This is a genomic window from Deltaproteobacteria bacterium (genome assembly GCA_019309045.1).
Classification (GTDB): Bacteria; Desulfobacterota; Syntrophobacteria; order BM002; family BM002; genus JAFDGZ01.
Genome location: JAFDGZ010000029.1, coordinates 12,806 through 34,183 on the forward strand (window position 1 = coordinate 12,806; position 21,378 = coordinate 34,183).

Here is a 21,378-nt window from a genome sequence, read left to right on the forward strand (position 1 = left end):
GCAAGATCAGGGACTTGCGGGAAGCCGCAAGCCCTTTTTTATTTTAAATCTTCAGCTGCTTTGACTGCCTTGGTCACCTGGCAGGGTTGCATGCCGCCGGAAGTGTTGCTATCAAGCAGGTATTGTATAGAGATTGCCAGAAATGCAGCAGCTTTTTCCAGATCAATGAGGTCCATACTCAAAGTCAGGTGAAACAGCTGCGGTTCACCGAATTTCTTACCGCAAATCGTCCGCAGGAACCACTCGTGATTTCTGTCTTTGGCCTCGAGAATCCTGGCCACCCGGGAAGGGAGGATGCCGAGAGTATGGTGGGCGTAGTTTCGGCGCCACTCAAAAGAGGCGGCCAAGCGGACGTGCAGGCAGTCAGGTACATCCTGCAGGAAGAAGTGAGCCGCCCGTCCTACGATTACCACATTGTCCTTTTCTGCCACTGCCAGCAAGAGATCTCTGAGTGATTCCTGATACTGCTGATCTTTCACCAGAGTCTTGTCATAGGCGGCAATGCGTTCAATGTGGAGCCCGCTGAAGAACTTGAAGAATATGTCAGACACGGTGTGGCCGCTATGTTCTTCGGCTGGTTGCCAATTTTTTCCTTTGGCGTGAAACCTCTCAGCCACCAGTTGAAAATGAGACTTGTCCACGTATGCGTAGTTGAGGTTCTTGGAGAGAAGCTTCCCCAGTTTTCTCCCCCCGGAGGCATACTTGCGAGAGATTGTGATTACTGCCACGGAAGATTCCTTTCGTTATGTGGGAATAGGCGTCATGGTGGGAATCGGCAGACCCTCCTGACACTTAGCAGACGCTATTCCTTCCTTTGCTTCCGCCAAGGATGCATCTGCATAACTTCTGTTGAATCGTGAGATTATTTTTACCATAGCAGCCAGGGATACGTCAAAACTTGGGTAATGACTTTTCTCCACAGGAAAGCAGAAGATGAGAAGCCGTCACCCGAGTATGAAATTTGGGTTGCTGTGATATAGCAAGCATCCAGGGAAACTTGTCTGAAAGCTCTTCTTAGAAACTGATGCTTGATATATTATGGCAGCCACCAATCAATTTTGCTGTTGTAAAAGTATGGCAAATTAAGTACATTATTGCTATCAAATTATTCCCGCACATCAGCTATCCGTGTAAGAATTTCTTTCACATTGGGCACCGACCAAGCAAGGGCCAAAAGCTCCATCCGAAAGGGCGCCTCTGTATGAATGCATCACCCAACAAACGGCAAAGTCCCAGGGTGCCGGTATCTTTTCTTGTACGGTGCGGTCTCGGTGGAATAGATGAAATGTGGGGGGAGGCTGCCAATCTGAGCACAGGCGGCATTGGCATCGGTATCAACCATCCGTTGGCTACTCGGGAAAAACTGGAAGTAGATTTTCTCTTGCCGGAAAAAAGACGTACCCTGAGCATGAAGGGGGAGGTTGTCTGGTGCCAGTTTCACTATGACAGCGACTCCGAGTCGAGAACTCTTTTTACTGCTGGCATCAAGTTCCTGGATCTCGGCCAACCGGAGCGCAGTTTGCTAGAGGATTGTGTCTTGCGATTGCTTCAAGAGAGACAAAAATAGGTGCATGGCTGCCAATTTTTGTCGTGGCAGCAATGATGAAATTTGCAGAGAGCTCCAGGTGTGCTCTGAGAAATATTCGCCTCAATCGGAATACTGGTGTATGGGTGCCCTCTCAATGCCCGGGATGGAGTATTCGCTTGGGTCTCCCCGCCACAATGAAAAATAGGGCAATTCCTCCTTGAACTTATCGAGCTTCTCACAGGATCCTGCACATGCCGCTTTAGGCTTGTCAGCCCTGTCACATTTCAGGCAAGGGCTTCTATCAATTGCCATGACGCACTCCCTGCACAAGGTGAACGATAAATTGGCCTGCCCTGCATTGGTATCTTTACAGAGTGATATTGCAGAAGGTGTGCCAAACAGCCAGGCCATATCCCTGGATTGACATATCTTAATTACCAGGAAACCCTCTTTCCTGTATGGTGAGGGGCGCTGCTACCCAATAGTCGACAGTGTTGATTCCCCTACTGGGTGTGATCAGGATTGATGCGGCAGTGCCAGAGTGGCTGGTTTTCTGTTATGGGCCCCAATCGTCAGTGCTGCATGTAACACAGCCAGGCTCATCGCCGTCATTAGGTGCATGGCTGGACCAGAGACCTCTTTGCCGGGTCATGCAAAGCAGCAGGATCTAGCCAGCCAAAGCGCGATACTATTATCGCGGCCCGAAAAACAGAGAAATTGTTGCTAGGAGCAATCTTGACATGACTTCCAATTTACCTGTAGGGTTCATGGATGGAATTGGCACTCCCACAGCGGTGACACAGATGGCAGAAAGGTACAGCAGTGATTACTTCACAGGAAATTTACATTATCGAAGATGATGACGATCTGCGAGATATCCTGGAAACTGGATTGCTGACGAGATATAGAGTGCGATCCTTTGCCAATGCCACCACCGGGCTGAAGGCAATACGGCAGCACCCTCCAGATCTATTGCTGCTCGATGTTATGCTGCCAGATATCAACGGCATCGAGGTACTCAGAGAGGTCAGAAATATACAGCCACAGACAGTTGTTGTCATGATGACAGCATCGGGCGATTTGCAGACTGCTGTGGCAGCTATGAAGTTAGGGGCTTACGACTACATCAGCAAGCCCATCAATATGGATGCCCTGGACATGAGCATCCAGAACGCCTTCGAAAAGATAAGACTGAGAAAAGAAGTACAGGCCCTGCAGGAAACCTACCTCCGGGAAAACGTTCCATGCTTTATTGGTGAAAGCAACGCTATTCAAGGGGTCATGCAGGTTGTGGACAAGGTGGCCAGGGCACAATATACCCCGGTGCTCATTGTCGGCGAAACAGGCACAGGCAAGGAGTTGATTGCCAATGCGATTCACTACAAGAGCCCACACTTCAACGGTCCTTTCATTACGCTGAACTGCTCAGCCATACCAAGAGAATTGATAGAGAGCGAACTTTTTGGTTATGAAAAGGGCGCTTTTACAGGCGCTCACACCTCGGGCAAGCAGGGGTTGGTGGAACAGGCTGCATCAGGCACCCTGTTTCTCGATGAAGTGGGGGACTTGAGTATTGAAGCACAGGCCAAACTGCTGCGTTTTCTCGAGGAAGGGGAATATTACCGGGTAGGGGGAACCAAAAAACTGCACATTCGCACCCGGGTTGTGTCAGCAACCAACAAAGACCTCGAGACCATGACCGAAGAAGGGCTGTTCAGGAGGGATCTCTACTATCGCCTTGCAGTAATCAAACTGGAAATTCCCTCCCTCAATGAGCGTCGGGAAGATATCGTCCCCATAGCGAAGCATTTTTTGGCAGAATTCAACCAGAAGCATGACAAGAGTTTTAGAGGCTTCACGAGAGAGGCCGAAAAGGGCTTGCGGGAACATGTCTGGAAAGGCAATGTCCGGGAATTGCGAAACGTAGTGGAGCGGGGTGTGCTGATCGGTGAGGGTTCTGAGTTGTCGATTGAGGATCTGGGGATCAAGAGTGGGGCATCAGGCGGTCTGCTGCAAGAAGAAGGAGATGCTGGGCAATTTCCACCTTTGCCTGAGAATGGCATAGACCTGCAGGCCCTGGAACGTCATTATATGAAGGAGGCCTATGAAAGAGCAGGCGGCAATGAGACAAAAGCTGCTCGACTTCTGGGTATGACCTACTATCGCTACCGATATCGCAGGAAAAAAATAAAAGATTTTTGAGAGGCTGTCCCTGTGACCTGTAAATGGTGCTTACTGGCGACTGTCTGCTGATGCCACCATGCTGCAGGCGAGCGAAGAGAGAACTGACCATGCGAACCAAGATAGTACTGCCGCTGCTTTTTGCCACCGTACTCCTGGGATGTCTACCATTGAGAAGACCAGGAGAAACAGTCCTCAATCCAAAAGGCGTGCCGCCACAAATCCTTGGCTATTATGCCGAGAAAGAGATCAGGCCCGGCCGCATCTGGAAAGTGTTCTTGAAAATCTGGGATGCAGACTGTGATATGAGCTACATCATAACTGATATCTGGCAGCCAGGTGTTGGTCCCTATCCGGTAAGTTTTACCCCTGTTGCGGTGGCGGGATGTGACATAGTTGTGGGCTACCTATCTTTACCCACCCCTATGGATGCAAATCTGGTGGGCGACCGATTGGAAGTGAAGATTGCGGTTCGCGATGAACAGGGGAATCATAGCGAATCGCTTAAACTGCCTTTACTGTTTGCGTGGAATGCCAAGGAAGAACTTCCCGCGGAGTGGCACAAGGCTGCGGCTCACTCCCTGGGGAGGATCAACGTGGCCCTTAAAAGCCCAGAGAGTGTGGGGAACCGTTGAGTTGGCATGTTTGCCGACCTGCTCATACCAAGCAAAGATAGTCTCGACCTGGGGATGGTCGGTTGCGGGTTTATTGCTGTTCTCCGGCTGGCCAGTGCGGCTTCGCAACCTTTGGCAAGAGCTGCCATCGAATTCCGCAAGGGAGTTGAAGAAAAGTGAAGAGGTTGGAGGAGACAGTTGTCAAACAAGTAGAAATGGGCAGGGAGGTGGATCTCGAATACGGTCTTCTGGTGATCAGCGGTTTGACAAGGGATGAGCAGTTTGCGGAGTATGAAGAAAAGATTGGCGCTGTACAGCAAAACTTTCAAAGAAAACTAGCACGGCGTTGGCCTACTGCCCAGCCAAACAGAGAGTCGTCCCAGATAGCCCGGACCAGGCTGCTGTTCGATTACCTGTGGTTGAGCAAACCAAAGAGATGTAACGACAGCTATTTACTCACCCATGTAGTGGACGCCCAGCTCGACTCCAATCTCCAGGTTACTGTGGGATCATGTGTGGGGCTCACTTCCCTGTTTACCGTGCTAGCCTGCCGAGAAGGACTTGAACTCACCGTAATGGTGAGTGACTCGCACATCATGAACCGTCTCAGCGTTGACAACTCTGTTATCAACATCGACAATACCGACCCTCTGGGCTTCAATTGTCTCATTGACACAGACAGATTTCGCGAGTTTCCTGCTATTGGGCTGCTGGCCTGCGTAATAAACAGCCGCGGCTATGCAAAAGAAAAAGCAGGGCAGCTCGAGGCAGCAATGGAAGACTACAACCTGGCCATTCGCCTCAATCCTGAGTATGCCAAGCCCTACAACAACCGCGGCAGTATAAAATTCAAGCAAATAGACTACCTTGGCGCCATCCAGGACTATGAGCTGGCAATTGGACTGGATCCTTGCTTTGCCGATGCCTACTACAACCGGGGTCTGGCCAGAGCGAAGTTGCAGGACTTTCAGGGGGCCCGCGCAGACCTGCACAGGGCAGTGGAGCTGGACCCTGACAATGAAGATGCCATACAGGGTCGAGAGATCATCAAAAGGTTGTCGAAGGCTGTCACAGCCCCAGATCAGGTTTATTGATTTTCTGAAGAGCGGCTGCCCTTGTGGAGAGAAAATCAAGACCTGTTGAAACGGCCGTCAGTGCTTGCTGGAATGTATGAGATGGCATCTCTGGCAAGCGGCTTTGTCATTCCACCCTTATGGCCAATGAGATACCATCGTTTTCCGGAGAATGTCCGGGAAGGAAGCACAGCAGGTGTACCGCCCTCCATTGATTCTGAGATGATATTGTTTCGTTGAAGCCCCGGGCGCCTTCAAAGGAGACATTGTCCGCAATCAACAGACCTCCAGGTCTGAGCAGGCGGTGGCAATGAGGGAGTACCTCAGCGTAATCCTGCTTGTCAATGTCCATAAAGACGAGGTCGAAGCTCGGAGCCAAACCTGCCATTATATTGGATGCCTCCCCAACCTTTACCTCTACGCTGTCAGTTAAACCAGCCGCTTCGAAGTTGGCCTCTGCGCGGGCGGCCATGGCCGGGTCTCGTTCGATAGTAAGGACTTGTCCACCATAACTACGACATGCCTTGGCCAGATAGATGGCCGAATAGCCCGTGGCAGTTCCCAGCTCGACAATAGCTCTAGCACCGGTAGAGCAGACGAGAATAGCGAGTAATTCTCCCATCACCGGTCCTATTATGGGGATGCCTTGTTGCCCTGCCTCTTCTTCCAACTGGCCGAGAAGGGCGTCTCTGTCCGGGACAAACTGGCTGAAGTACTTCTGCAATTGGCCAAGAGTCTTTGTCATGGGCGCACTACCTGCATCTACAGGAGTTGGGCGTTTTTGTGTGCATGCTAGCCAAATGCGCTGCAATTGGCAACCGTAAACAGTGGAATTTTCCCGGGATGGCTTGCCTTCTGAAATAAACCAGAACTTCATCAGGCCATTTTCCCCAAGAAAGGATAACCATTTTTCCAAAATGGCATGATTTGTGAACTGCATATACAGGGAACAGCAATAATGTTCGTCAGTCATACGTTGTCAGGAAAAAATGAAATGAGGCAGCAAATTGCCGTTTGGTTCTCTAGCGGAAATGATATATAATATGAATAAAAACATATTGTTAGCAGACCAGTTTGGCTGATGCTAACCAGGCAAAGACCTGACTGATGGGAGGCTGACAGCAGTGAGGTCCGCAGCTCAAATAAGTTTGATGGAATATTTCAAGGAAGCGGTAGAGTCAGCTGTAGAGAAGTTGAGGCTTCAGGTGAGTGAACATACCGAATTCTACCTAGTCAATCTGCTGACCACCTTTGCTAGAACAGAGAAGATGAGAAAAGCTCCCACCGTAGGCGAGGAAAGGTCCTACGCTGAACTCTTGCTGGAGAGTCCAGGCTACGACCTGGTACAGCAGACCAAGATTCTGAAATTCATAGGAGACGTGACGCTTTTCAGGTCTGGATACTTTTCAGACAGTTTCAAGAGGGGTCTGCTGGACCTCGATTATTACACTAGCCTGGGTACCATATCCTATAAACGCCTTTGCCAGATGCTGGGCGGCACTAGCAGGTCCACAGGGCTTGAAGAGCTCTATACTGAACTTGCTGAACGGTTTATGGATCTGGTGGATGTTGTGGCTGAGGTGAGTGAGGCGGGACGTACGAGCGGATCCATTGACCTGCTGCGAGTATATGAACGGTGGATTCGTACACGCAGCAAGCGAGATGCCGCCTTGCTGAAGCGTGAGGGCATCGAGCCGCTCACCGATATTTCTCCCAAGTTTATCCATTGATCTTGCTAACAACTGTTGTCAGCTATCGGTTGATGGCAAGATGAAAGTGCACCTGTTAAGCAATATCGTCGACCAGGCGTGACAGGGGATTGGAGGCACGGCAACGAGTTGGTAGCCGCAGGCTTTAGCCTGCGTTGTCCTGTGTTGTTATCTATTTCGGCAAGCAATGGCGCCATTGTAGTACTGGCCGATGGCTCAGCCTTAAGGTTAGCCGCCAGCAATCGGCCAGTGAAAGGGGTCCACTCTCATTTTGCCATCAAGCGCTATCAGTTAGCAGTATCGGTTGATGGCAAATAATGGTATACTCGGCAGACCATTCTGCTGTACTGCCAGACTGGCAACTTTGGCACGAATCGTGCTTTTTCTTTTTCAGTGTCAGCAGCAGAACCTCGGGCTGGTAGCTCCAGGGGAGGATGGCATGGAGGAAGTGTATCAGGACAAAGCTATCGACTACCTGAATAGCCTGAAAGTGCTTGGGCCGAAGCAGTTTCTTGCCTTGCATCCCTGCCCAGTCTTGCTGGAAAACTACCGGGGGCTGTCTAGCAAGAGCAGCCTGTCACTGTTAAAGACGGTTATAGGAGAGGTGAGCGGTAAGATTGGCTTGAAAAGTTCAGGGGTAGCAGCGGATCGGCTTCTCGAGGCAAGGGTCATTCCAGTAGAGAAAAGAGAAACGAATTCTCCTGAACACTTGATTTTTGTTGGCAGGTCGCAGAAGAATGATGTGGTCTTGTTGAACAAAATGGTTTCCAAATTACACGCCTATTTTGCCAGGATACCTGGGCGAGACAGCTTCCAGGTAGTTGATATGAATTCTACTAACGGCACTTTTGTAAATGGCCAGAGAGTGATGCCTTCAGTAAAGACCACCCTCGAAGACGAAGATGAGATTGCCTTCGGACCAGAGACAAGGATGAGTTTTTTTTCTGCTGCAGCTTTCTGTGAACTCCTGCAGCGGCTCGCCTGAATCAAAGTAAAAATTCGTGCTCTCCAACCTATACCTTAGTGCACAGCAGCAGTAACATGCCACGCGGCCGGAAGTTGCCGGCGCCGATTTCACTGCCGACAGCGGAACGGAAGAGTTCATTCGGGAAAAATTTCTTGACCATTTTCTGGTGATGTTATAGATTGCTCCATAAGGGAGATGCCAATCTCCCTTGGTGCCCCTTGCCCCTATCGGTCTTTATTGGCCGATAGGGGTTCCTATTTCTTGCCTTGGGGAGTTTGTGCCTGCCCCAAAGCGGCTGTCCTCGAAACGGTTGCCGTGATGGTGGATACTAGCCCTGTTAGCTCCTCCTTAATCTTCCTTTTTCAAAGGCAAATTTTAAAGCGCACCTTCTCTAATACTGTTAGAATGGCTGATAGCAGCTTAAAGAATCTCCCATTGGCTATCAGTAAAAGATTGTCAGCGTTCTATGGTAGGGACGCTGCCGAAACCTCTGTTGCTGGCCCAGATGCCAGAGCCAATTGTCTATTTGGGCAGAGATTACCTTGTGGCCCCTGGAGGCGAGTTCTCTACGAAGCCATTCAACTACCCAGATTGTGGCAGCCCGTATTTCCACTTCCGCCTCGCTCCCTGGACTGATGGGCACAAGGTTGTCTACCTTTGCTGCCAGTTCTGGGGTGTATTCTATGAGGTGGAGATGCCTCAGCACCTGCGGGAGTTTATAGTCGGCAAAGGCGGTCAACTGGTCGAGGTCAGCAAATTGACCCGGGAACTCTCCAGAAAAGGTAGACCAGAGGTCTAGAGCCAGCAGCTGGGCTCGTTTATAGAAGTATACTCTGTTGTCACGGTAGGCGGCTACGTCATTGAAGCTTGGGAAATGCTGGACCAGCAGAAGCGTGAGGGCCACGGCAGAGCGGGCGGCTTCCTCGATAAGGTGAACAAAATTCCCCTGAAACCGTTCTATGAGGATACGGCCAGCCTGCTGCAGATTTTCCAGGCGGGCGTCCAGGAGGGGAATTTCCCCGCGGCCTCGAAACACATGCTGCAGGGTCTGCCGATCCAAATTGACAAGTGTAGTTGCCCTGTGGATCGTGATACCCTCTTCCATGGCTCGTTTCAAACTGGCCGCAAGGGCCCAGTAGCCTGAGAGCCGCCTGTTCTGGTATTCGATCTCCCATAGTTGTTTTCCTTTCCGGGGCCAGAAGCAATGGTTCAGAGTGTCGAGGACAAAAAGCCACTGGGCGGTGACGGCGGTGCCATCGTAGTAATGATAAGGTGGAGGACCAGGCTGCAGCGGGGGGATCTTCAATAGAGGCCGGTCTGCAACGAAATGCTGTACTCTTTCTACACCGGTCTGTACGAGTCTACTCTGGGCAACTACTTTCAGTGTGGACGGCAGCACTGGCAGGTGGGGCAAAGGAATTCCTCACGAGATGGCAAGTCTGGCAGCGATCAGGGCAGTCCGACGACTCCTCCTGGCGAGGCTTCTGATGATCTTGCGGAAGGCTGGCGAAAGGGACTCGTATTCACGCTGGAGTTTGTCTCGATCCATGACTCCCAGTCGCACTTCACCAATAGCTGTTGCAGTAGCGGCCCTGGGCTGTTTGCCAGGGTCGAGAAATTCGATCTCTCCTAGAAAATCTCCTTGTCGCAACCTCGCTGTGGTTACCTGGCCCTTGGGGGTGTTCTTGGTAATTTTCACCTGGCCTTCCAGAATTATGTAGAGCCAATCGCTGAAGCCGCCCTCCTCAAAAATAACCTCGCCGTCAGAGTACGATTCCTCGTCGCGGACATATACAAGGTCTATAGGTGTCGTCATTGTTTGCAAGTCATCCAGGTTGCTGGCAGCCTGGAGTCCAGAGTCGAGTATCCTGAGAGAGCCAGGGCTTGGCTTCTACTTGATTTCCTGGCAGTATAACATAGTCTCCAGTGCAGTAAAATAAATGAAAATCCAGGTCTGTTCAATAGAAGGCTCTGGAATTCGGCCAGTGTATTTTATGCAGCGAGACCGCAATGAATGACATACAGCAGCTGTTTTTGGGAAATATACTAAGATTACAGATCAGTGCCTTCACGTTCTTGACATACGAATGGCAGCCGATTAATAACTGCGAATAATGAAACTGCCGAGTTAAGACTGGCTGCTGATAGCGATGTTAGAAAAAGAGTAGGCGAGGTAGAGTACTATGACAACAGCAAAGATGACCAGAGGATCAACATCTGCCACAAAGAATGCTGGGCTATCCGGCGATGCTCTCATGGAGCTGGAATGCAATATACGGGAGGCCGACTTTCAGGAGACGGCTGAAGCTTTGCTTGCAGCTCACCAGGATGCTTTGACTGAGGACGCCCGCATGAAGCTTCAAGGCATAATCACTGACAAGCCGCGGTTTGGCTACTGGACGAAAGGTGATGCCGAATATGACCGTGAGTACGATGTGGCCATGGAACTGGCAAGGTTGAAAGTTTTCAAGGGAAATGTGGAGGGCGATCGCGACCAGTATGATCTGGCTTGTAGGCTAAGGAGAGAGAACCCTCATCTCGTGGGCATGAACTTGACTGACTACAGACGGCAATTCAGCGTCTTCCTGTCGCCGAGGGCTGAGGCCATGCGGCGCTTTGCTCTGGCAGAAATACATCGACAGAGACTGGCACTGGAGAAAAACTCTCTTGCTGACTGAGGACAATTTAAAAAAGGAACAGGTCCAAAATTATGCGTTTTGCTGAATTTCCTGATGATATAAAACCCTACCTGCTGCCCAAGTACAAAGGTGACCTCATATATCGCTGCCTGGACTGCAGTTGTTCATTCAATATTCAAGAGCTGCTCTACACCTGTCCAGAATGCGGCAGTGTGCTGTTGCTCGAGGATCGCCAGTGGCACAGCCTCAAGGAGGTTCCCGGACAATTGTGGCAGCGGCTGTTCGACTATCGCAGAATGCTGAACATCCCGGCGCTAAAGGGGATATTTCTCTATCACGAATTGATTGCCCCGGTTATACCTGCTGAAGACGTTATCTATTTAGGTGAAGGCCACACACCACTGGTGCAGGCTAATAATCCATTGAGGCAGTGGCTCGGTATGGATTTTTACTTCAAGAACGACGGTCAGAATCCCAGTGCCTCGTTCAAGGACCGCGGCATGGCCTGTGCTCTCAGTTATCTCAACCACCTCATACGCACTCGAGGTCTGAGTGAAGTGCTTGCTGTCTGCGCCTCAACAGGCGACACCTCAGCTGCTGCTGCTCTTTACTCGTCTTATCTCAGTGGACTGGTCAAGTCAGCGGTGCTGCTGCCTGCAGGTAAAGTCACCCCACAGCAACTATCGCAGCCTCTCGGCAGTGGTGCTCGGGTATTCGAGATTCCGGGAGTTTTTGATGACTGCATGAAAGTTGTGGAATACCTGGCGGAGCACTACCAGGTGGCGCTCCTCAATTCGAAAAATGCCTGGCGTATACTTGGTCAGGAATCCTATTCCTTTGAGATTGCTCAGGATTTTGATTATGATCTTGCCGAGAAGGTGGTGGTAGTACCCATCGGCAACGCCGGAAATATCACGGCGGTGCTCGGAGGCTTCATCAAGCTGTTTGATCTTGGCATCATTGACACCCTGCCTAAAATAATAGGGGTGCAATCAGAGCATGCGGACCCGGTATACAGGTACTACCTAGAGTCAGATCCGGACAAGAGAGTGTTTCGTCCGGTAACTGTCCGCCCCAGTGTGGCTCAGGCTGCCATGATTGGCAATCCGGTTTCCATGCCCAGGGTAATCCGTCTGGTAGAAAGGTATGAAGAGCTGAGCAAAGGAGCAGCTGTTTTTGTGGTTCAGGTAAGTGAACAGGAGATCATGGACTGGCAGCTTACTGCCAACCGCAATGGGCACATTGCCTGTACCCAGGGGGGGGAATGTCTGGCGGGGCTTCGCCGAGCCAGGGCCGCTGGCTTGGTCGACTCGAGGGAGATCGCTGTACTGGATGCCACCGCTCATGCCCTGAAGTTTGCAGAGTTTCAGGAGAGATATTTTGCAGGAAGTTTGGACCCCGCCTATGAGATCAGCAGCAAGAGAGAACTGCAAAATACACCCCAGCTTGTCACTGCGCCAGGGATTCAGCGTTTTCCTCGAGCTGGACGTCCTTTGGAGCCCGGGGAATTTCAACGCTTCGTAGAGGCTACTGCCCTGGAAATTGCCCGGAAGCTCGGGCTGGAGGAAAAGAGCGCAGGCTGAACTCAGTGTGCGAGTTGCGGGTTATCAATTACGGGTCTACATATTGGCAAAATGTAGGCAGGCGAAGATTTTTGCCCGTGTTGCTTTCTTCTGGTTGTCGGTTATTGGCCACAATTACGGAGTGCGCATCGGCAAGCGGTGACGGCTGCGGCAAGAAAGCGATGCAGGCAGCGGCCTGAAGAGATGGGCAGCGCAGCTGCTGCCCCGGCCGCCTGTTGGCTCCATGCTAGGCAGTCGACACCCGGTCAGTACACAGGTTAGGCGGGCCCGAGGGTATAAATAGATGAATCTTTCGTACCAGGGTATGCAGCCGCAGATCGATCCCAGCGTGTATGTTGCTCCTGGAGCAGCAATCGTTGGAGATGTAGTAATTGGCAGGGACTCGAGCATCTGGTTTGGCACTGTGGTGCGAGCGGATGTGCATTATATTCGCATTGGCACCAGAACGAACATTCAGGACCTGTGCGTACTTCATGTCACTGGCGGCACCTACCCGCTTGTTATGGGCCACGGTATAACTGTGGGGCACCGAGCTATTGTGCACGGCTGCACTGTTGGTGACGGTTGTCTCATTGGCATGGGTGCAGTACTGCTAGATGGATGTCAGATAGGTTCTGAGGCCATTGTTGCTGCTGGTTCTGTGGTTGCAGAGGGCAGCATGATTCCGGCAGGCACCCTTGCTATGGGTGTTCCAGCGCGCCCCCGCCGAGAAGTGTCTGAAAAGGAATTGCAAAGAGCCCGCTACGCAGCTGAACACTATGTGGAACTGGCCAAAATCTATCGAAAGGAACATGGCAGCGGGGCGTAGAGCCAAACATGGCATTCCGCAGAGTGCGCCTCAGACTCTGCCTCAGGAGCAAGTGCGCTGCCAGAGATTTGCCGGATTCGGCAGGTAGTGAAAGACGAGATCATCGTTACATGACTCGCTAATAATGCGGTACGAGGCAAGCTCGTGCAGAGCTGCAGTCAGCTGCTTCTGGTCGCCGTTCCAAAAGGATCCTACCTTCTCGAGACTGACTGGAGCCCCTTCTTCAGCAAGAGAGCAGATAAGGATATAGGCTGAAGTTGCTTCCACTGAAAGATTCATTCTGAAAATTTCCTGGTCCATCAACATATTTTCGTCTCGCTGGGGTTGAGGATGATGGAAGTCCCTGCAATGCGGAGAAGCAATAATTTACTGCAATACTAGCCAGGAGAAGCCGCCAGGTCAAGTGGGGTGAAGAGATGCTATGAGTAATCAGAGTGTTGGAACCCACAACGGCGCCGCAATCTTGCCTGGCAAGACAAACAGCTCATGCTTGCTGCTCTGTCGTGTTTGCCAACATAGCGGAAAATGGGGAAAATCGCGTGGTCGACATCCTTGAAAATTGGGTGGTTATCTAGTATGGTGCGGTATTTCCAGCTCTTTTCTATTGCAGCAACTAGATGTTCATCAATTGCACTGGCAACCACATGTGGGAATAAACAATGAGTGATACATATGGCAGCATCCTCGAACTCATCGGCAACACGCCCCTCGTGAGAATCAATCGCCTTTTCAACAGCCGTAAAGTGACAATTTATGCCAAACTAGAGATGCAAAACCCGGGCGGTTCTGTAAAAGATCGTATTGCCTTGTACATGATTGAGGCAGCGGAAAAAGAGGGCCTGCTAACCCCGGACAAAATTATTATAGAGGCCACCAGCGGCAATACAGGCATTGGCCTCGCTATGGTCGCTGCGGTGAAGGGCTATCGCATTACTCTGGCCATGCCCGAGACTGCCAGTCAAGAGCGGCAAAAGATTCTCAAGGCGCTGGGGGCTGAAATTATGCTCACCCCTGGTGCTCTCGGAACTGACGGGGCAATTGAGAAGGTGTATGAACTCGTGCGTCAATATCCACAGCGCTACTTTATGCCGGACCAGTTCAACAATGAAGCAAATTGGCAAGCCCACTATCATGGAACTGGCCGGGAGATCTGGGAGCAGACAAAGGGCGAGGTCAGCCACGTGGTGGTGGCGCTGGGAACCACAGGCACAGCAATGGGCGTGGCAAGGCGGCTCAAAGAGTATAGCGACAGGGTGAGGGTGGTGGCCGTGGAACCTTACATGGGGCACAAGATTCAGGGGCTCAAGAACATGAAGGAATCGTATGTTCCTGGTATTTTTGATAAGACCATACTTGACGAGGTAATGCACGTCGAGGACGAAGAAGCTTTTGAAACGGCGCGAAAGCTGGCGAAGGAGGAGGGAATTTTTGCTGGTATGAGTGCGGGTGCCGCCATGGCCGCGGCAGTAAGAATAGCCCAGAGACTGCAGGCCGGCACCATTGTTGCCATCCTGCCGGACGGGGGTGAGCGCTACCTGAGCACCAATCTTTTTACCGAATTACTCGAACCTGACATCCGTCTTTATAACACAATAACCAGGCAAAAGGAGGAACTGAAGCCGCAGACGGAGGGCAAGATTTCCATATTCACTACCGGTCCATCCATGAGCGGGGCTGCTGACCTCAGTGAGTGTCGTCGTTTCGTCGTAACCGACCTGCTTCGCCGCTACCTGGAATACAAGGGTTTTGAAGTGAATCAGGTGATCAACGTCTCAGACATGGATGAGCGCTGCTTGCAAGGGCCCCCGGGAAGTGGCGAATATGGTGCCTCTCATCTCCTGGACAAGTGGTTGCAGGCCATGGATGCTCTGGGAGTTAAAAAGGCCAGCCATTATCCCCGCAGCAGCGAACATCTGGAAGAGATGATCAATATGAGCCGGGCGCTGCTGGAGAAGGGGTACGCCTATGAAAAACTGCGGTCTGTCTACTTTGACATTTCGAAGTTTTCAGATTATGGCAGGTTGTCCCGGGTAGATATCAGGAAAGTCAGGTTGGGGATGACGGTAGATCTGGACGCTTATGAAAAGATCAACCCACGAGATTTCACCCTTTTGCGACGAGCTACTCTGGCGGAGTTGAAAAAAGGAATCTACATAAAGACCTCCTGGGGTAGTGTGCTGCCCACCCTTCACCTGGAAACTGTGACTCTGGCCAGAAAGTATCTTGGCGAAACAGTGGACATTCATACAAGCAGTCTGGATTTCCTCTTTCCCCACAATGAAAATGAGATCGCCCTTGCCAAAGCCGTCAGCGGCAAACCTCTGGCCAATTACTATCTCCACTGTGAGCGGGTGATTTTTCCGCAGGGGAAATTAGCTGAAGAGAGCCAGCATGGGACCACAGTTGAGCAGTTGCTGAACAAGGGGTTCAGCGGCAGGCAGATTCGTTACTGGTTTCTTACCACGCACTACCGGAAACCCCTGCATTTCAGCGAGGAGAGATTGGCAGAGGCCTCTCGAAGTCTTGCCAGGTTGGATGAGTTTCTCATGCGCTTGCAACACACTGGGCCGGGAGAGGCAGCAGAAGAGGTGGATCAACTCGTCTACCAGGTAGAGCAGAGTTTGGCCGAGGCAATGAGTGAAGACCTCAATACCTCTTCCGCTCTGGCTGCTGTATTCAGATTCATTCGAGCTATGAATCCGTTGCTGACCAGGGGGGTGGTCAACGAGGAACAGAAGAGTTCTGCCATTGGTGCCATGCGCCGCCTCGACGCCATTCTGAACATTATGAGATTTGAGGATCTCGAATTGGATGCAGAGTCTCTCGAGCTGATTGCTGCCCGCGAGGCGGCCAGGAAGAAAAAGAACTGGCAGGAAGCAGACAGGCTTCGGCAGCTTCTCAAAGAGAAAGGCATAGAATTGATTGATACTCCTCGGGGACCTCAGTGGCGCCGCACTACTCCTTCGACATAGTAAGGAAAGCTGGGCAGGGGTACCACAAAGGACGCAGCAACACTACTTGTCAGTGGTGACCACCACGATGCGAAGAGAAACTTGAGGCTTTTGCATGATCAGCTGCCGCGGGCTCAATTCCCTCGGATCCACTTCGCCGATCTTGACGAGTTCCCGAACCAGCAGAGGATAGCGTTGACTTGGCACTCTGAGCTGAATAAGGCGAGCTGCCCTGGGACGCACCTGCAGCATTCGGGCACTGTCGTGGATATCTACAGCAGCGAACGACTGCAGCAGTGAAGCAAGTTCAGCATGGGCCTTAGATAAATCCTTCACCTGCAGTACCACGACTCTTCCCTCGGCAGTGTTGGCGAAATTGCGATCCGGAGCTGTCATGGTTACAGTATTGGAGAGAGGTGCTTCAGCCACCAGTGCTTTCCTGTCCAGATTGGCCTCCGTGAGACCTGGAAATATGGCAAACCTGGCTTGCCATCCCAGAACAGAAATCAGCAGGAGAGCGGCGATACTCATACCAAAGGCGAGCCAACGCTGATAGCCAGCAAGTTTTGCTTTCTGCCCGTATGATCTGTTTGCCACCCTGGCCGCCACCATGGCACTCATATGTTCAGGGGGATCGAGGGAAGGCAGTCCCCGCAAGGCGGATACACTCTTGTGGAATGAATTCCATTTGCGGTAGCAGGGCAAACATCTCTTCAGATGAGACTCTAAGGCCTGACGCTCTTCAGTGGTTACCAGGCTATCGAGTAAATCTGAAAATCTGGACTGGCAATCCTTGCATTCCATAGATTATCCTAACCTTGTTGCCAAACATTCCTGCAGGGCAATTCTTGCTCGGTGCAAACGCGACTTCACCGTGCCTAAATTGAGTGAAAGCATGCTACACAGTTCCTCGTAAGAAAAACCTTGGACATCTCTCAGAACAAGAATTTCTCGAAATTGCTCTGGTAGTTGATTGAGACAATCCTGAACCTGCCATGCCAGATTTCTGGCCACAGCCATCTGTTCAGGGGTTGGTCTCGTGTCTATTAGCTGTTCCACTGAGTCCTGAGAATAAGGGTTGTCCGGGTTGACTCTCTCATAGTCACGTCTCAAGAGTTGTCTTCGCGACAGATATTTGATTCGATTTCTGGTCTGATTCAGGGCTATTCGGTAGAGCCAGGTAGAAAAGCGTGAGGCACCGCGAAAGCTAGATATCCCTCGGAAAGCAGCCACGAAAACATCCTGAGTAAGATCCTCCGCCTCCTGTTCATTGCCGAGCATCCGATAGACGAAGTTGTATATTTGCCTTTCATATCGCTGCATCAAACGGGTGAATGCTTCCCTGTCGCCCCGCCGACAACGACTGACAAGGGCTTTTTCGTCTCTTGCTAGAGCTTTTGGGCCAGGTTCAGCCAATGGTATCGCGTCCATTTGTTAGTGTTAGACAACAGCCGGCTGAAAAAGTTCGCCAGCAAAAAAAGTCCTGCAAATAGAAGACCATTTCAAGGGCAGAACTTTTCTTTTTGCCACAATTCTGCTTGTGTGCGGTGCGTGGTGTTTGCAAGCAATCTCCACGGCAAATCGTTCAGCGTTGATGCTGCCTCCAGGAAGGTGAGTATTAGTGTGCTGCCAGATGGCGTTCGCCAGGGAACTGCTCTGCTCACTGGCTAGCTTTCTCCAACTCTGCGGCGCAGTGGGCGTCTGCCCATTGCGGTTCTCCTGGTGTTCTAGAACTCAACTATCTTGCCAAACTGCTCATAAAGCGGCTGTCACGGAGTACCCGCGGTTGCTAGTGGCTGTGTTGACTAGAAATCAGCAAGGGGCTGTTTACCAAGCGCCTTGAGATAGGAAGTGTCGTTCAGAAAGGAGATGATCCACTGGTTGTTCTTGAAGATAAACAGATTAGTGCAGGCAGTGTCCTGTTGAATTCGCCAGAAATTGCTGTTGTCGATTCCGATCAGAGCGCAGCAAATTACTTTATTGGGCACCCGGTGGGCAACCAGGACAATGTTCTCCTCAGCATGCCTTGCAAGCAATTCTTCAATGGCCTTCATGGTTCGACTGCGGACCTCGTCCAGGCTCTCGCCGCCAGGAAAGCGGACTTTGTGAGGCTCCTCCAGCCACATTTTGTACAGGTCTGGATATTTCTTCTGTACTTCCTGGTTGCTGACGCCTTCCCACTGGCCATAACTGATGTCAATTATTGCCTCGAGAGGCGTTACAGAGAGGTCGTGGAATTTGGCAATGTTTTCTGCTGTCTCCATTGAACGCGACAGGGGACTGCTATATACAGCATGCAAAGCCTCGTCCTTGAGAGCTTCTCCGGCCAGATGCACCTCTTTCTTCCCTGTGTCGTCCAGGGGAATGTCTGCCCGACCTCGAAATATTTCCTCCTTGTTCCAGGCGGTCTGGCCGTGACGGACCAGATAGAGTTTGGTCATTTTGCCGTCTCCTCAATCAAAGTCCTCTAATCTGGCGATGCAGTTCTCTAGTCTTTTCCATTCGTGCCCGGTCGCGTTCTCTAACAATTGTCTGCAATTCTTTTTCAACAGCGGCCATCTCTGCATCAGCTGGATCTTTGCCAGCCAGATAACCGTCAATGAGGCTCCGGTAGCATTTGATCATTTGGCCGATGAGCCTTACAGGATACTCGCGGCCCTGCACTTTGAGAGTTTGCAGGCCCAAGGCCAGATACTGCCGAAACTCATCCCCCATAATGGCAAAGGCGACATTGGGGTTTTTCCTGATTCTCTCATTTACGGCAGCAATTTCATCCCGGGTCTTGCCCTTGCGAAGCATAAGTTTTTGCCGCTGGGCCTCGCTGAGGAGACAGAAGCGGAAGCAGCTGCCGCTCATGTCTGGCCAGCCCTCATATTCGACAATTTCGTTGCCTTCTTCGTCTCTGTAGACTTTTTTCCGGTAAGAGTCGCTTATGATTTCGTGAAAGAGACAGTTTCCCACCCCACCTATACAGCGATTGCCATGAATGAGGACTTCAGTAAGCATGCCCTCTGCATCGGCGTCTTTCTTGAAACGCTGCAGCTTCTCGACCGTATTGATTTCGGTGCTGGCCACAACCTGCGTGGCGCCTGCCCGATGATAAAAAGCCAGTTCTTCCTTTGTCTGGATGTTGCAGCCTACACTAGCGTGGATGATGAGTTCCGGATAGTTTTGCTTGATCAGCTCCATGAGCTTAGGCGTCTTGATAATTACACCCTCGACACCCCAGCGCGCCCATTTTGCTGCTTTGCTCAGCACTCGCAGGAATTTTGCTTCAGGCACTTCTGCATTTACTGCTACTCGAACTTTGCCGCCATACCGGCTGCCGATGTCAACAGCTTCCTTGATCTGACTGTCTTCCAGCTCCCAGGCACACTTTCTCCGGCTAAACCCCTTGGCGCCAACGTAGACGGCATCGGCGCCTTTGGCGAACACTTCCTCGACCATTTCGAGGCTACCGCCTGGGGCGAGTAGTTCGTTCATGGTTAGGATCCTCCTGAACCAACAAAATTTTCTATCACAATAACTGGAGCACAAGCCCCTATAAAACAAAATTAATCACTTGCCGCTGAAAAGCAATCGCTTACAGCCTTTATTGTGAAATTGTATGCAATCTTTGCGGTAGTGTCAAAAGTTTTTTCAGTCGCTGTCCCTCCTTATCACCTTGGCTGCTGCATTTTCGTGCCCACCGTAGCCAGCCTATCCGGAGTCGAAGCCGTCTCAAACGGTGCTGCCTGAACCGGTTCAATCGATCAATTCTGCCCTGCCATCGAGACGCATAAAGTAGGTGAGGATTTCTACTTCTGGAAAATGATCTTGTACGACGGCCCGGGCTGCACGAAGGTCCTTTGAATGCATAGCCAGCTCTTCTTCGCTGTCTTTTACATTTTCTGGACCATAAGCACCGCAGTCTTCATGGTTGACAAGGTAAAATTGTCTTGCCTGGTGAAGTTTGTAGGAAACCTGGAGCTGCTCGAGCAGGAACTGACGATCCCTGTCATCTTTGGGCCGCACCAGGCTTCTTGCTGCTCCGGCAACCCTGATAATGTCAGTACCGTCAATATCGAGCTTCTGTTCCTTCATGAAATTGGCCAGCGGTGGATGCAGACGAAAATCCATACAATAAACCACACATGCTCTGCACTGATGCATACTCATGAGCTCCTCCTTTTTTTTGCATTGTCATACTAATAAACCCAGATGGAGCAGGCACTGCAGGCCAGCTGCCAATGATGCACCCTTTTGCCTATAATTGGCCAGAGAAAGATCCTTTGGGCAGATTCCCCAGATTGAATCTCGCTGGTCAGCAGTGGGGCAGGTGAGGCAATATCAGATTCTGTGCCCAAAAGGCAGCCGCCATTTCTCACCTCGAGGCAAATTGCTGGAAGCTGCCGTCCTGGTCCCGAGGTTGCCAATAAGCAATACGTCGATTTTCTACTAAGCTTTTGCCTAAATTGCAAGCATGTGTTTAGATACTGGGTATCGAAGAGTAGGCGACACCAGCAGGCAGTATCAAGAGAGCAAGTAAGTTTGGCAAAGGAGAGACAATAATGGTCGAAGGCGTAGTCTTGGCAGAGGTAAGGGGATTCCTGAAAAGCAGGATAATTTTATCTGCCGCTGAGCTGGACATTTTTACTCGTCTGGCGCGGCAGCCAGCTACAGTGGATGAACTGCTAGAAGAATGCAAATGCGATAAGAGAGGTTTGACCCGTCTGTTGGACTGCCTGGTAACTTTCGAGCTTCTCTACAAGGAGAATGGAAAGTACAGGACCAGTGAAAAGGGGAACATTTTGTCTGCTGATCATCCAGAGACCGAGTTGCCCATGGTACTGCATCTGAAGGGAATGTGGCAGAGCTGGAGTGGTCTTACTGAAACAGTCCGGCTGGGAAAGAATCCCAGGAGAAAGTCGATTCGTGAGAGAGACCAGGAGAGTTTGGCCGCGTTCATTGGGGCCATGCACGTGGTTGGCCGCAGGCTTTCCAGAGAAATTGCTGAATCTTATGATCTGACTCCTGGATGTAGGCGGGGCTACTGGAACATACACCATCGCTTTCTTGCAAAAGAATCCTGAAATGACAGCCGTTCTATTCGACCTTCCAGAAGTTATTCCCATGGCGAAAGATAGACTTGCCAAAGAAAAATTGCTGCCAAGAGTTGAGCTTGTTGCTGGCGACTTTTACGAAGATGAATTGCCGAGCGGGTGCGACCTGGCATTGCTGTCGGCAATAATCCATCAAAACAGTCCGAAGCAGAACCTGGAACTCTACCGCAAGGTGCACCGAGCTCTCCTGCCTGGCGGCAGGATTCTCATTCGAGATCACGTG

General features: G+C 51.1%; 22 protein-coding genes. 12 read left to right on the forward strand and 10 right to left on the reverse strand.

Annotation, left to right across the window (positions count from 1 at the left end):
• Positions 1–38 precede the first annotated feature (38 nt).
• Positions 39–728 carry a cytidylate kinase-like family protein gene (locus tag JRI89_08105; protein ID MBW2071202.1) on the reverse strand — a complete coding sequence of 230 codons (690 nt, stop codon included), beginning with the start codon at positions 726–728 and terminating at the stop codon, positions 39–41.
• Between the two features lie 473 nt (positions 729–1,201).
• Between JRI89_08105 and JRI89_08110 the strand changes: the two genes are divergently transcribed.
• From JRI89_08110 to JRI89_08125, 4 genes are all read left to right on the forward strand, one after another.
• Positions 1,202–1,567, forward strand: coding sequence for a PilZ domain-containing protein (locus tag JRI89_08110; protein ID MBW2071203.1), 366 nt, complete (start codon positions 1,202–1,204; stop codon positions 1,565–1,567).
• A gap of 786 nt (positions 1,568–2,353) precedes the next feature.
• The gene (locus tag JRI89_08115) at positions 2,354–3,730 is read left to right on the forward strand and encodes a sigma-54-dependent Fis family transcriptional regulator (GenBank protein ID MBW2071204.1); all 1,377 of its coding nucleotides are present in this window, start codon (positions 2,354–2,356) and stop codon (positions 3,728–3,730) included.
• Between the two features lie 89 nt (positions 3,731–3,819).
• On the forward strand, positions 3,820–4,344 hold the full coding sequence (locus JRI89_08120; protein ID MBW2071205.1) for a hypothetical protein: 525 nt from the start codon (positions 3,820–3,822) through the stop codon (positions 4,342–4,344).
• A 155-nt stretch (positions 4,345–4,499) separates the two neighbouring features.
• Positions 4,500–5,417 carry a tetratricopeptide repeat protein gene (locus JRI89_08125; protein ID MBW2071206.1) on the forward strand — a complete coding sequence of 306 codons (918 nt, stop codon included), beginning with the start codon at positions 4,500–4,502 and terminating at the stop codon, positions 5,415–5,417.
• A gap of 106 nt (positions 5,418–5,523) precedes the next feature.
• On the opposite strand, the gene JRI89_08130 is transcribed toward JRI89_08125, so the two are convergent.
• Positions 5,524–6,141 (reverse strand): O-methyltransferase, encoded by a 618-nt coding sequence (locus JRI89_08130; GenBank protein MBW2071207.1) that lies wholly within the window; start codon positions 6,139–6,141, stop codon positions 5,524–5,526.
• A 460-nt stretch (positions 6,142–6,601) separates the two neighbouring features.
• Between JRI89_08130 and JRI89_08135 the strand changes: the two genes are divergently transcribed.
• Both JRI89_08135 and JRI89_08140 read left to right on the forward strand, forming a co-directional pair.
• Complete coding sequence (locus JRI89_08135) at positions 6,602–7,126, forward strand: hypothetical protein (protein ID MBW2071208.1); 525 nt, start codon at positions 6,602–6,604, stop codon at positions 7,124–7,126.
• Positions 7,127–7,412: 286 nt separating this feature from the next.
• Entirely contained in the window at positions 7,413–8,090 is a 678-nt protein-coding gene (locus tag JRI89_08140; protein MBW2071209.1) for an FHA domain-containing protein, read from the forward strand.
• 424 nt (positions 8,091–8,514) lie between these two features.
• Here the strand turns inward: JRI89_08140 and JRI89_08145 are convergent, their stop codons facing one another.
• Both JRI89_08145 and JRI89_08150 read right to left on the reverse strand, forming a co-directional pair.
• Positions 8,515–9,486 (reverse strand): queuosine salvage family protein, encoded by a 972-nt coding sequence (locus JRI89_08145; GenBank protein MBW2071210.1) that lies wholly within the window; start codon positions 9,484–9,486, stop codon positions 8,515–8,517.
• A gap of 9 nt (positions 9,487–9,495) precedes the next feature.
• Positions 9,496–9,888 (reverse strand): cyclic nucleotide-binding domain-containing protein, encoded by a 393-nt coding sequence (locus JRI89_08150; protein ID MBW2071211.1) that lies wholly within the window; start codon positions 9,886–9,888, stop codon positions 9,496–9,498.
• 367 nt (positions 9,889–10,255) lie between these two features.
• On the opposite strand from JRI89_08150, the gene JRI89_08155 reads away from it, so the two are divergent.
• The 3 genes from JRI89_08155 to JRI89_08165 all read left to right on the forward strand — a co-directional run bounded on the left by JRI89_08155 (position 10,256) and on the right by JRI89_08165 (position 13,102).
• Positions 10,256–10,750 carry a hypothetical protein gene (locus JRI89_08155; GenBank protein ID MBW2071212.1) on the forward strand — a complete coding sequence of 165 codons (495 nt, stop codon included), beginning with the start codon at positions 10,256–10,258 and terminating at the stop codon, positions 10,748–10,750.
• 32 nt (positions 10,751–10,782) lie between these two features.
• Positions 10,783–12,294 carry a threonine synthase gene (gene thrC, locus JRI89_08160; protein ID MBW2071213.1) on the forward strand — a complete coding sequence of 504 codons (1,512 nt, stop codon included), beginning with the start codon at positions 10,783–10,785 and terminating at the stop codon, positions 12,292–12,294.
• Positions 12,295–12,577: 283 nt separating this feature from the next.
• Positions 12,578–13,102: a gamma carbonic anhydrase family protein gene (locus tag JRI89_08165; protein MBW2071214.1), complete on the forward strand. Its 525-nt coding sequence runs from the start codon at positions 12,578–12,580 to the stop codon at positions 13,100–13,102.
• A 42-nt stretch (positions 13,103–13,144) separates the two neighbouring features.
• Here the strand turns inward: JRI89_08165 and JRI89_08170 are convergent, their stop codons facing one another.
• Positions 13,145–13,381 (reverse strand): hypothetical protein, encoded by a 237-nt coding sequence (locus JRI89_08170; protein ID MBW2071215.1) that lies wholly within the window; start codon positions 13,379–13,381, stop codon positions 13,145–13,147.
• 380 nt (positions 13,382–13,761) lie between these two features.
• Between JRI89_08170 and cysK the strand changes: the two genes are divergently transcribed.
• Entirely contained in the window at positions 13,762–16,074 is a 2,313-nt protein-coding gene (gene cysK / locus JRI89_08175; GenBank protein MBW2071216.1) for a cysteine synthase A, read from the forward strand.
• Positions 16,075–16,116: 42 nt separating this feature from the next.
• On the opposite strand, the gene JRI89_08180 is transcribed toward cysK, so the two are convergent.
• From JRI89_08180 to JRI89_08200, 5 genes are all read right to left on the reverse strand, one after another.
• The gene (locus tag JRI89_08180; GenBank protein MBW2071217.1) at positions 16,117–16,857 is read right to left on the reverse strand and encodes a zf-HC2 domain-containing protein; all 741 of its coding nucleotides are present in this window, start codon (positions 16,855–16,857) and stop codon (positions 16,117–16,119) included.
• 3 nt (positions 16,858–16,860) lie between these two features.
• Positions 16,861–17,469, reverse strand: a complete 609-nt coding sequence (locus tag JRI89_08185) for a sigma-70 family RNA polymerase sigma factor (protein ID MBW2071218.1) — start codon at positions 17,467–17,469, stop codon at positions 16,861–16,863.
• Between the two features lie 389 nt (positions 17,470–17,858).
• Positions 17,859–18,494 carry a histidine phosphatase family protein gene (locus tag JRI89_08190; GenBank protein MBW2071219.1) on the reverse strand — a complete coding sequence of 212 codons (636 nt, stop codon included), beginning with the start codon at positions 18,492–18,494 and terminating at the stop codon, positions 17,859–17,861.
• A 16-nt stretch (positions 18,495–18,510) separates the two neighbouring features.
• Positions 18,511–19,536: a U32 family peptidase gene (locus JRI89_08195; GenBank protein MBW2071220.1), complete on the reverse strand. Its 1,026-nt coding sequence runs from the start codon at positions 19,534–19,536 to the stop codon at positions 18,511–18,513.
• A gap of 261 nt (positions 19,537–19,797) precedes the next feature.
• On the reverse strand, positions 19,798–20,211 hold the full coding sequence (locus JRI89_08200; GenBank protein ID MBW2071221.1) for a hypothetical protein: 414 nt from the start codon (positions 20,209–20,211) through the stop codon (positions 19,798–19,800).
• A gap of 392 nt (positions 20,212–20,603) precedes the next feature.
• On the opposite strand from JRI89_08200, the gene JRI89_08205 reads away from it, so the two are divergent.
• Positions 20,604–21,125: a hypothetical protein gene (locus JRI89_08205; GenBank protein MBW2071222.1), complete on the forward strand. Its 522-nt coding sequence runs from the start codon at positions 20,604–20,606 to the stop codon at positions 21,123–21,125.
• The coding region (locus JRI89_08210) for a methyltransferase domain-containing protein (protein ID MBW2071223.1) at positions 21,067–21,378 on the forward strand (312 nt) is incomplete at its 3' end. The genes JRI89_08205 and JRI89_08210, both read left to right, overlap by 59 nt.

Coding starts and splice junctions, on each gene's coding strand:
- JRI89_08110 (MBW2071203.1), top strand. CDS start 1,202: ATGAATGCATCACCCAACAAACGGCAAAGTCCCAGGGTGCCGGTATCT.
- JRI89_08195 (MBW2071220.1), bottom strand. CDS start 19,536: ATGAACGAACTACTCGCCCCAGGCGGTAGCCTCGAAATGGTCGAGGAA.
- JRI89_08140 (MBW2071209.1), top strand. CDS start 7,413: ATGGCAAATAATGGTATACTCGGCAGACCATTCTGCTGTACTGCCAGA.
- JRI89_08180 (MBW2071217.1), bottom strand. CDS start 16,857: ATGGAATGCAAGGATTGCCAGTCCAGATTTTCAGATTTACTCGATAGC.
- JRI89_08120 (MBW2071205.1), top strand. CDS start 3,820: ATGCGAACCAAGATAGTACTGCCGCTGCTTTTTGCCACCGTACTCCTG.
- JRI89_08150 (MBW2071211.1), bottom strand. CDS start 9,888: ATGACGACACCTATAGACCTTGTATATGTCCGCGACGAGGAATCGTAC.
- cysK (MBW2071216.1), top strand. CDS start 13,762: ATGAGTGATACATATGGCAGCATCCTCGAACTCATCGGCAACACGCCC.
- JRI89_08170 (MBW2071215.1), bottom strand. CDS start 13,381: ATGAATCTTTCAGTGGAAGCAACTTCAGCCTATATCCTTATCTGCTCT.
- thrC (MBW2071213.1), top strand. CDS start 10,783: ATGCGTTTTGCTGAATTTCCTGATGATATAAAACCCTACCTGCTGCCC.
- JRI89_08205 (MBW2071222.1), top strand. CDS start 20,604: ATGGTCGAAGGCGTAGTCTTGGCAGAGGTAAGGGGATTCCTGAAAAGC.
- JRI89_08165 (MBW2071214.1), top strand. CDS start 12,578: ATGAATCTTTCGTACCAGGGTATGCAGCCGCAGATCGATCCCAGCGTG.
- JRI89_08130 (MBW2071207.1), bottom strand. CDS start 6,141: ATGACAAAGACTCTTGGCCAATTGCAGAAGTACTTCAGCCAGTTTGTC.
- JRI89_08190 (MBW2071219.1), bottom strand. CDS start 18,494: ATGACCAAACTCTATCTGGTCCGTCACGGCCAGACCGCCTGGAACAAG.
- JRI89_08155 (MBW2071212.1), top strand. CDS start 10,256: ATGACAACAGCAAAGATGACCAGAGGATCAACATCTGCCACAAAGAAT.
- JRI89_08200 (MBW2071221.1), bottom strand. CDS start 20,211: ATGAGTATGCATCAGTGCAGAGCATGTGTGGTTTATTGTATGGATTTT.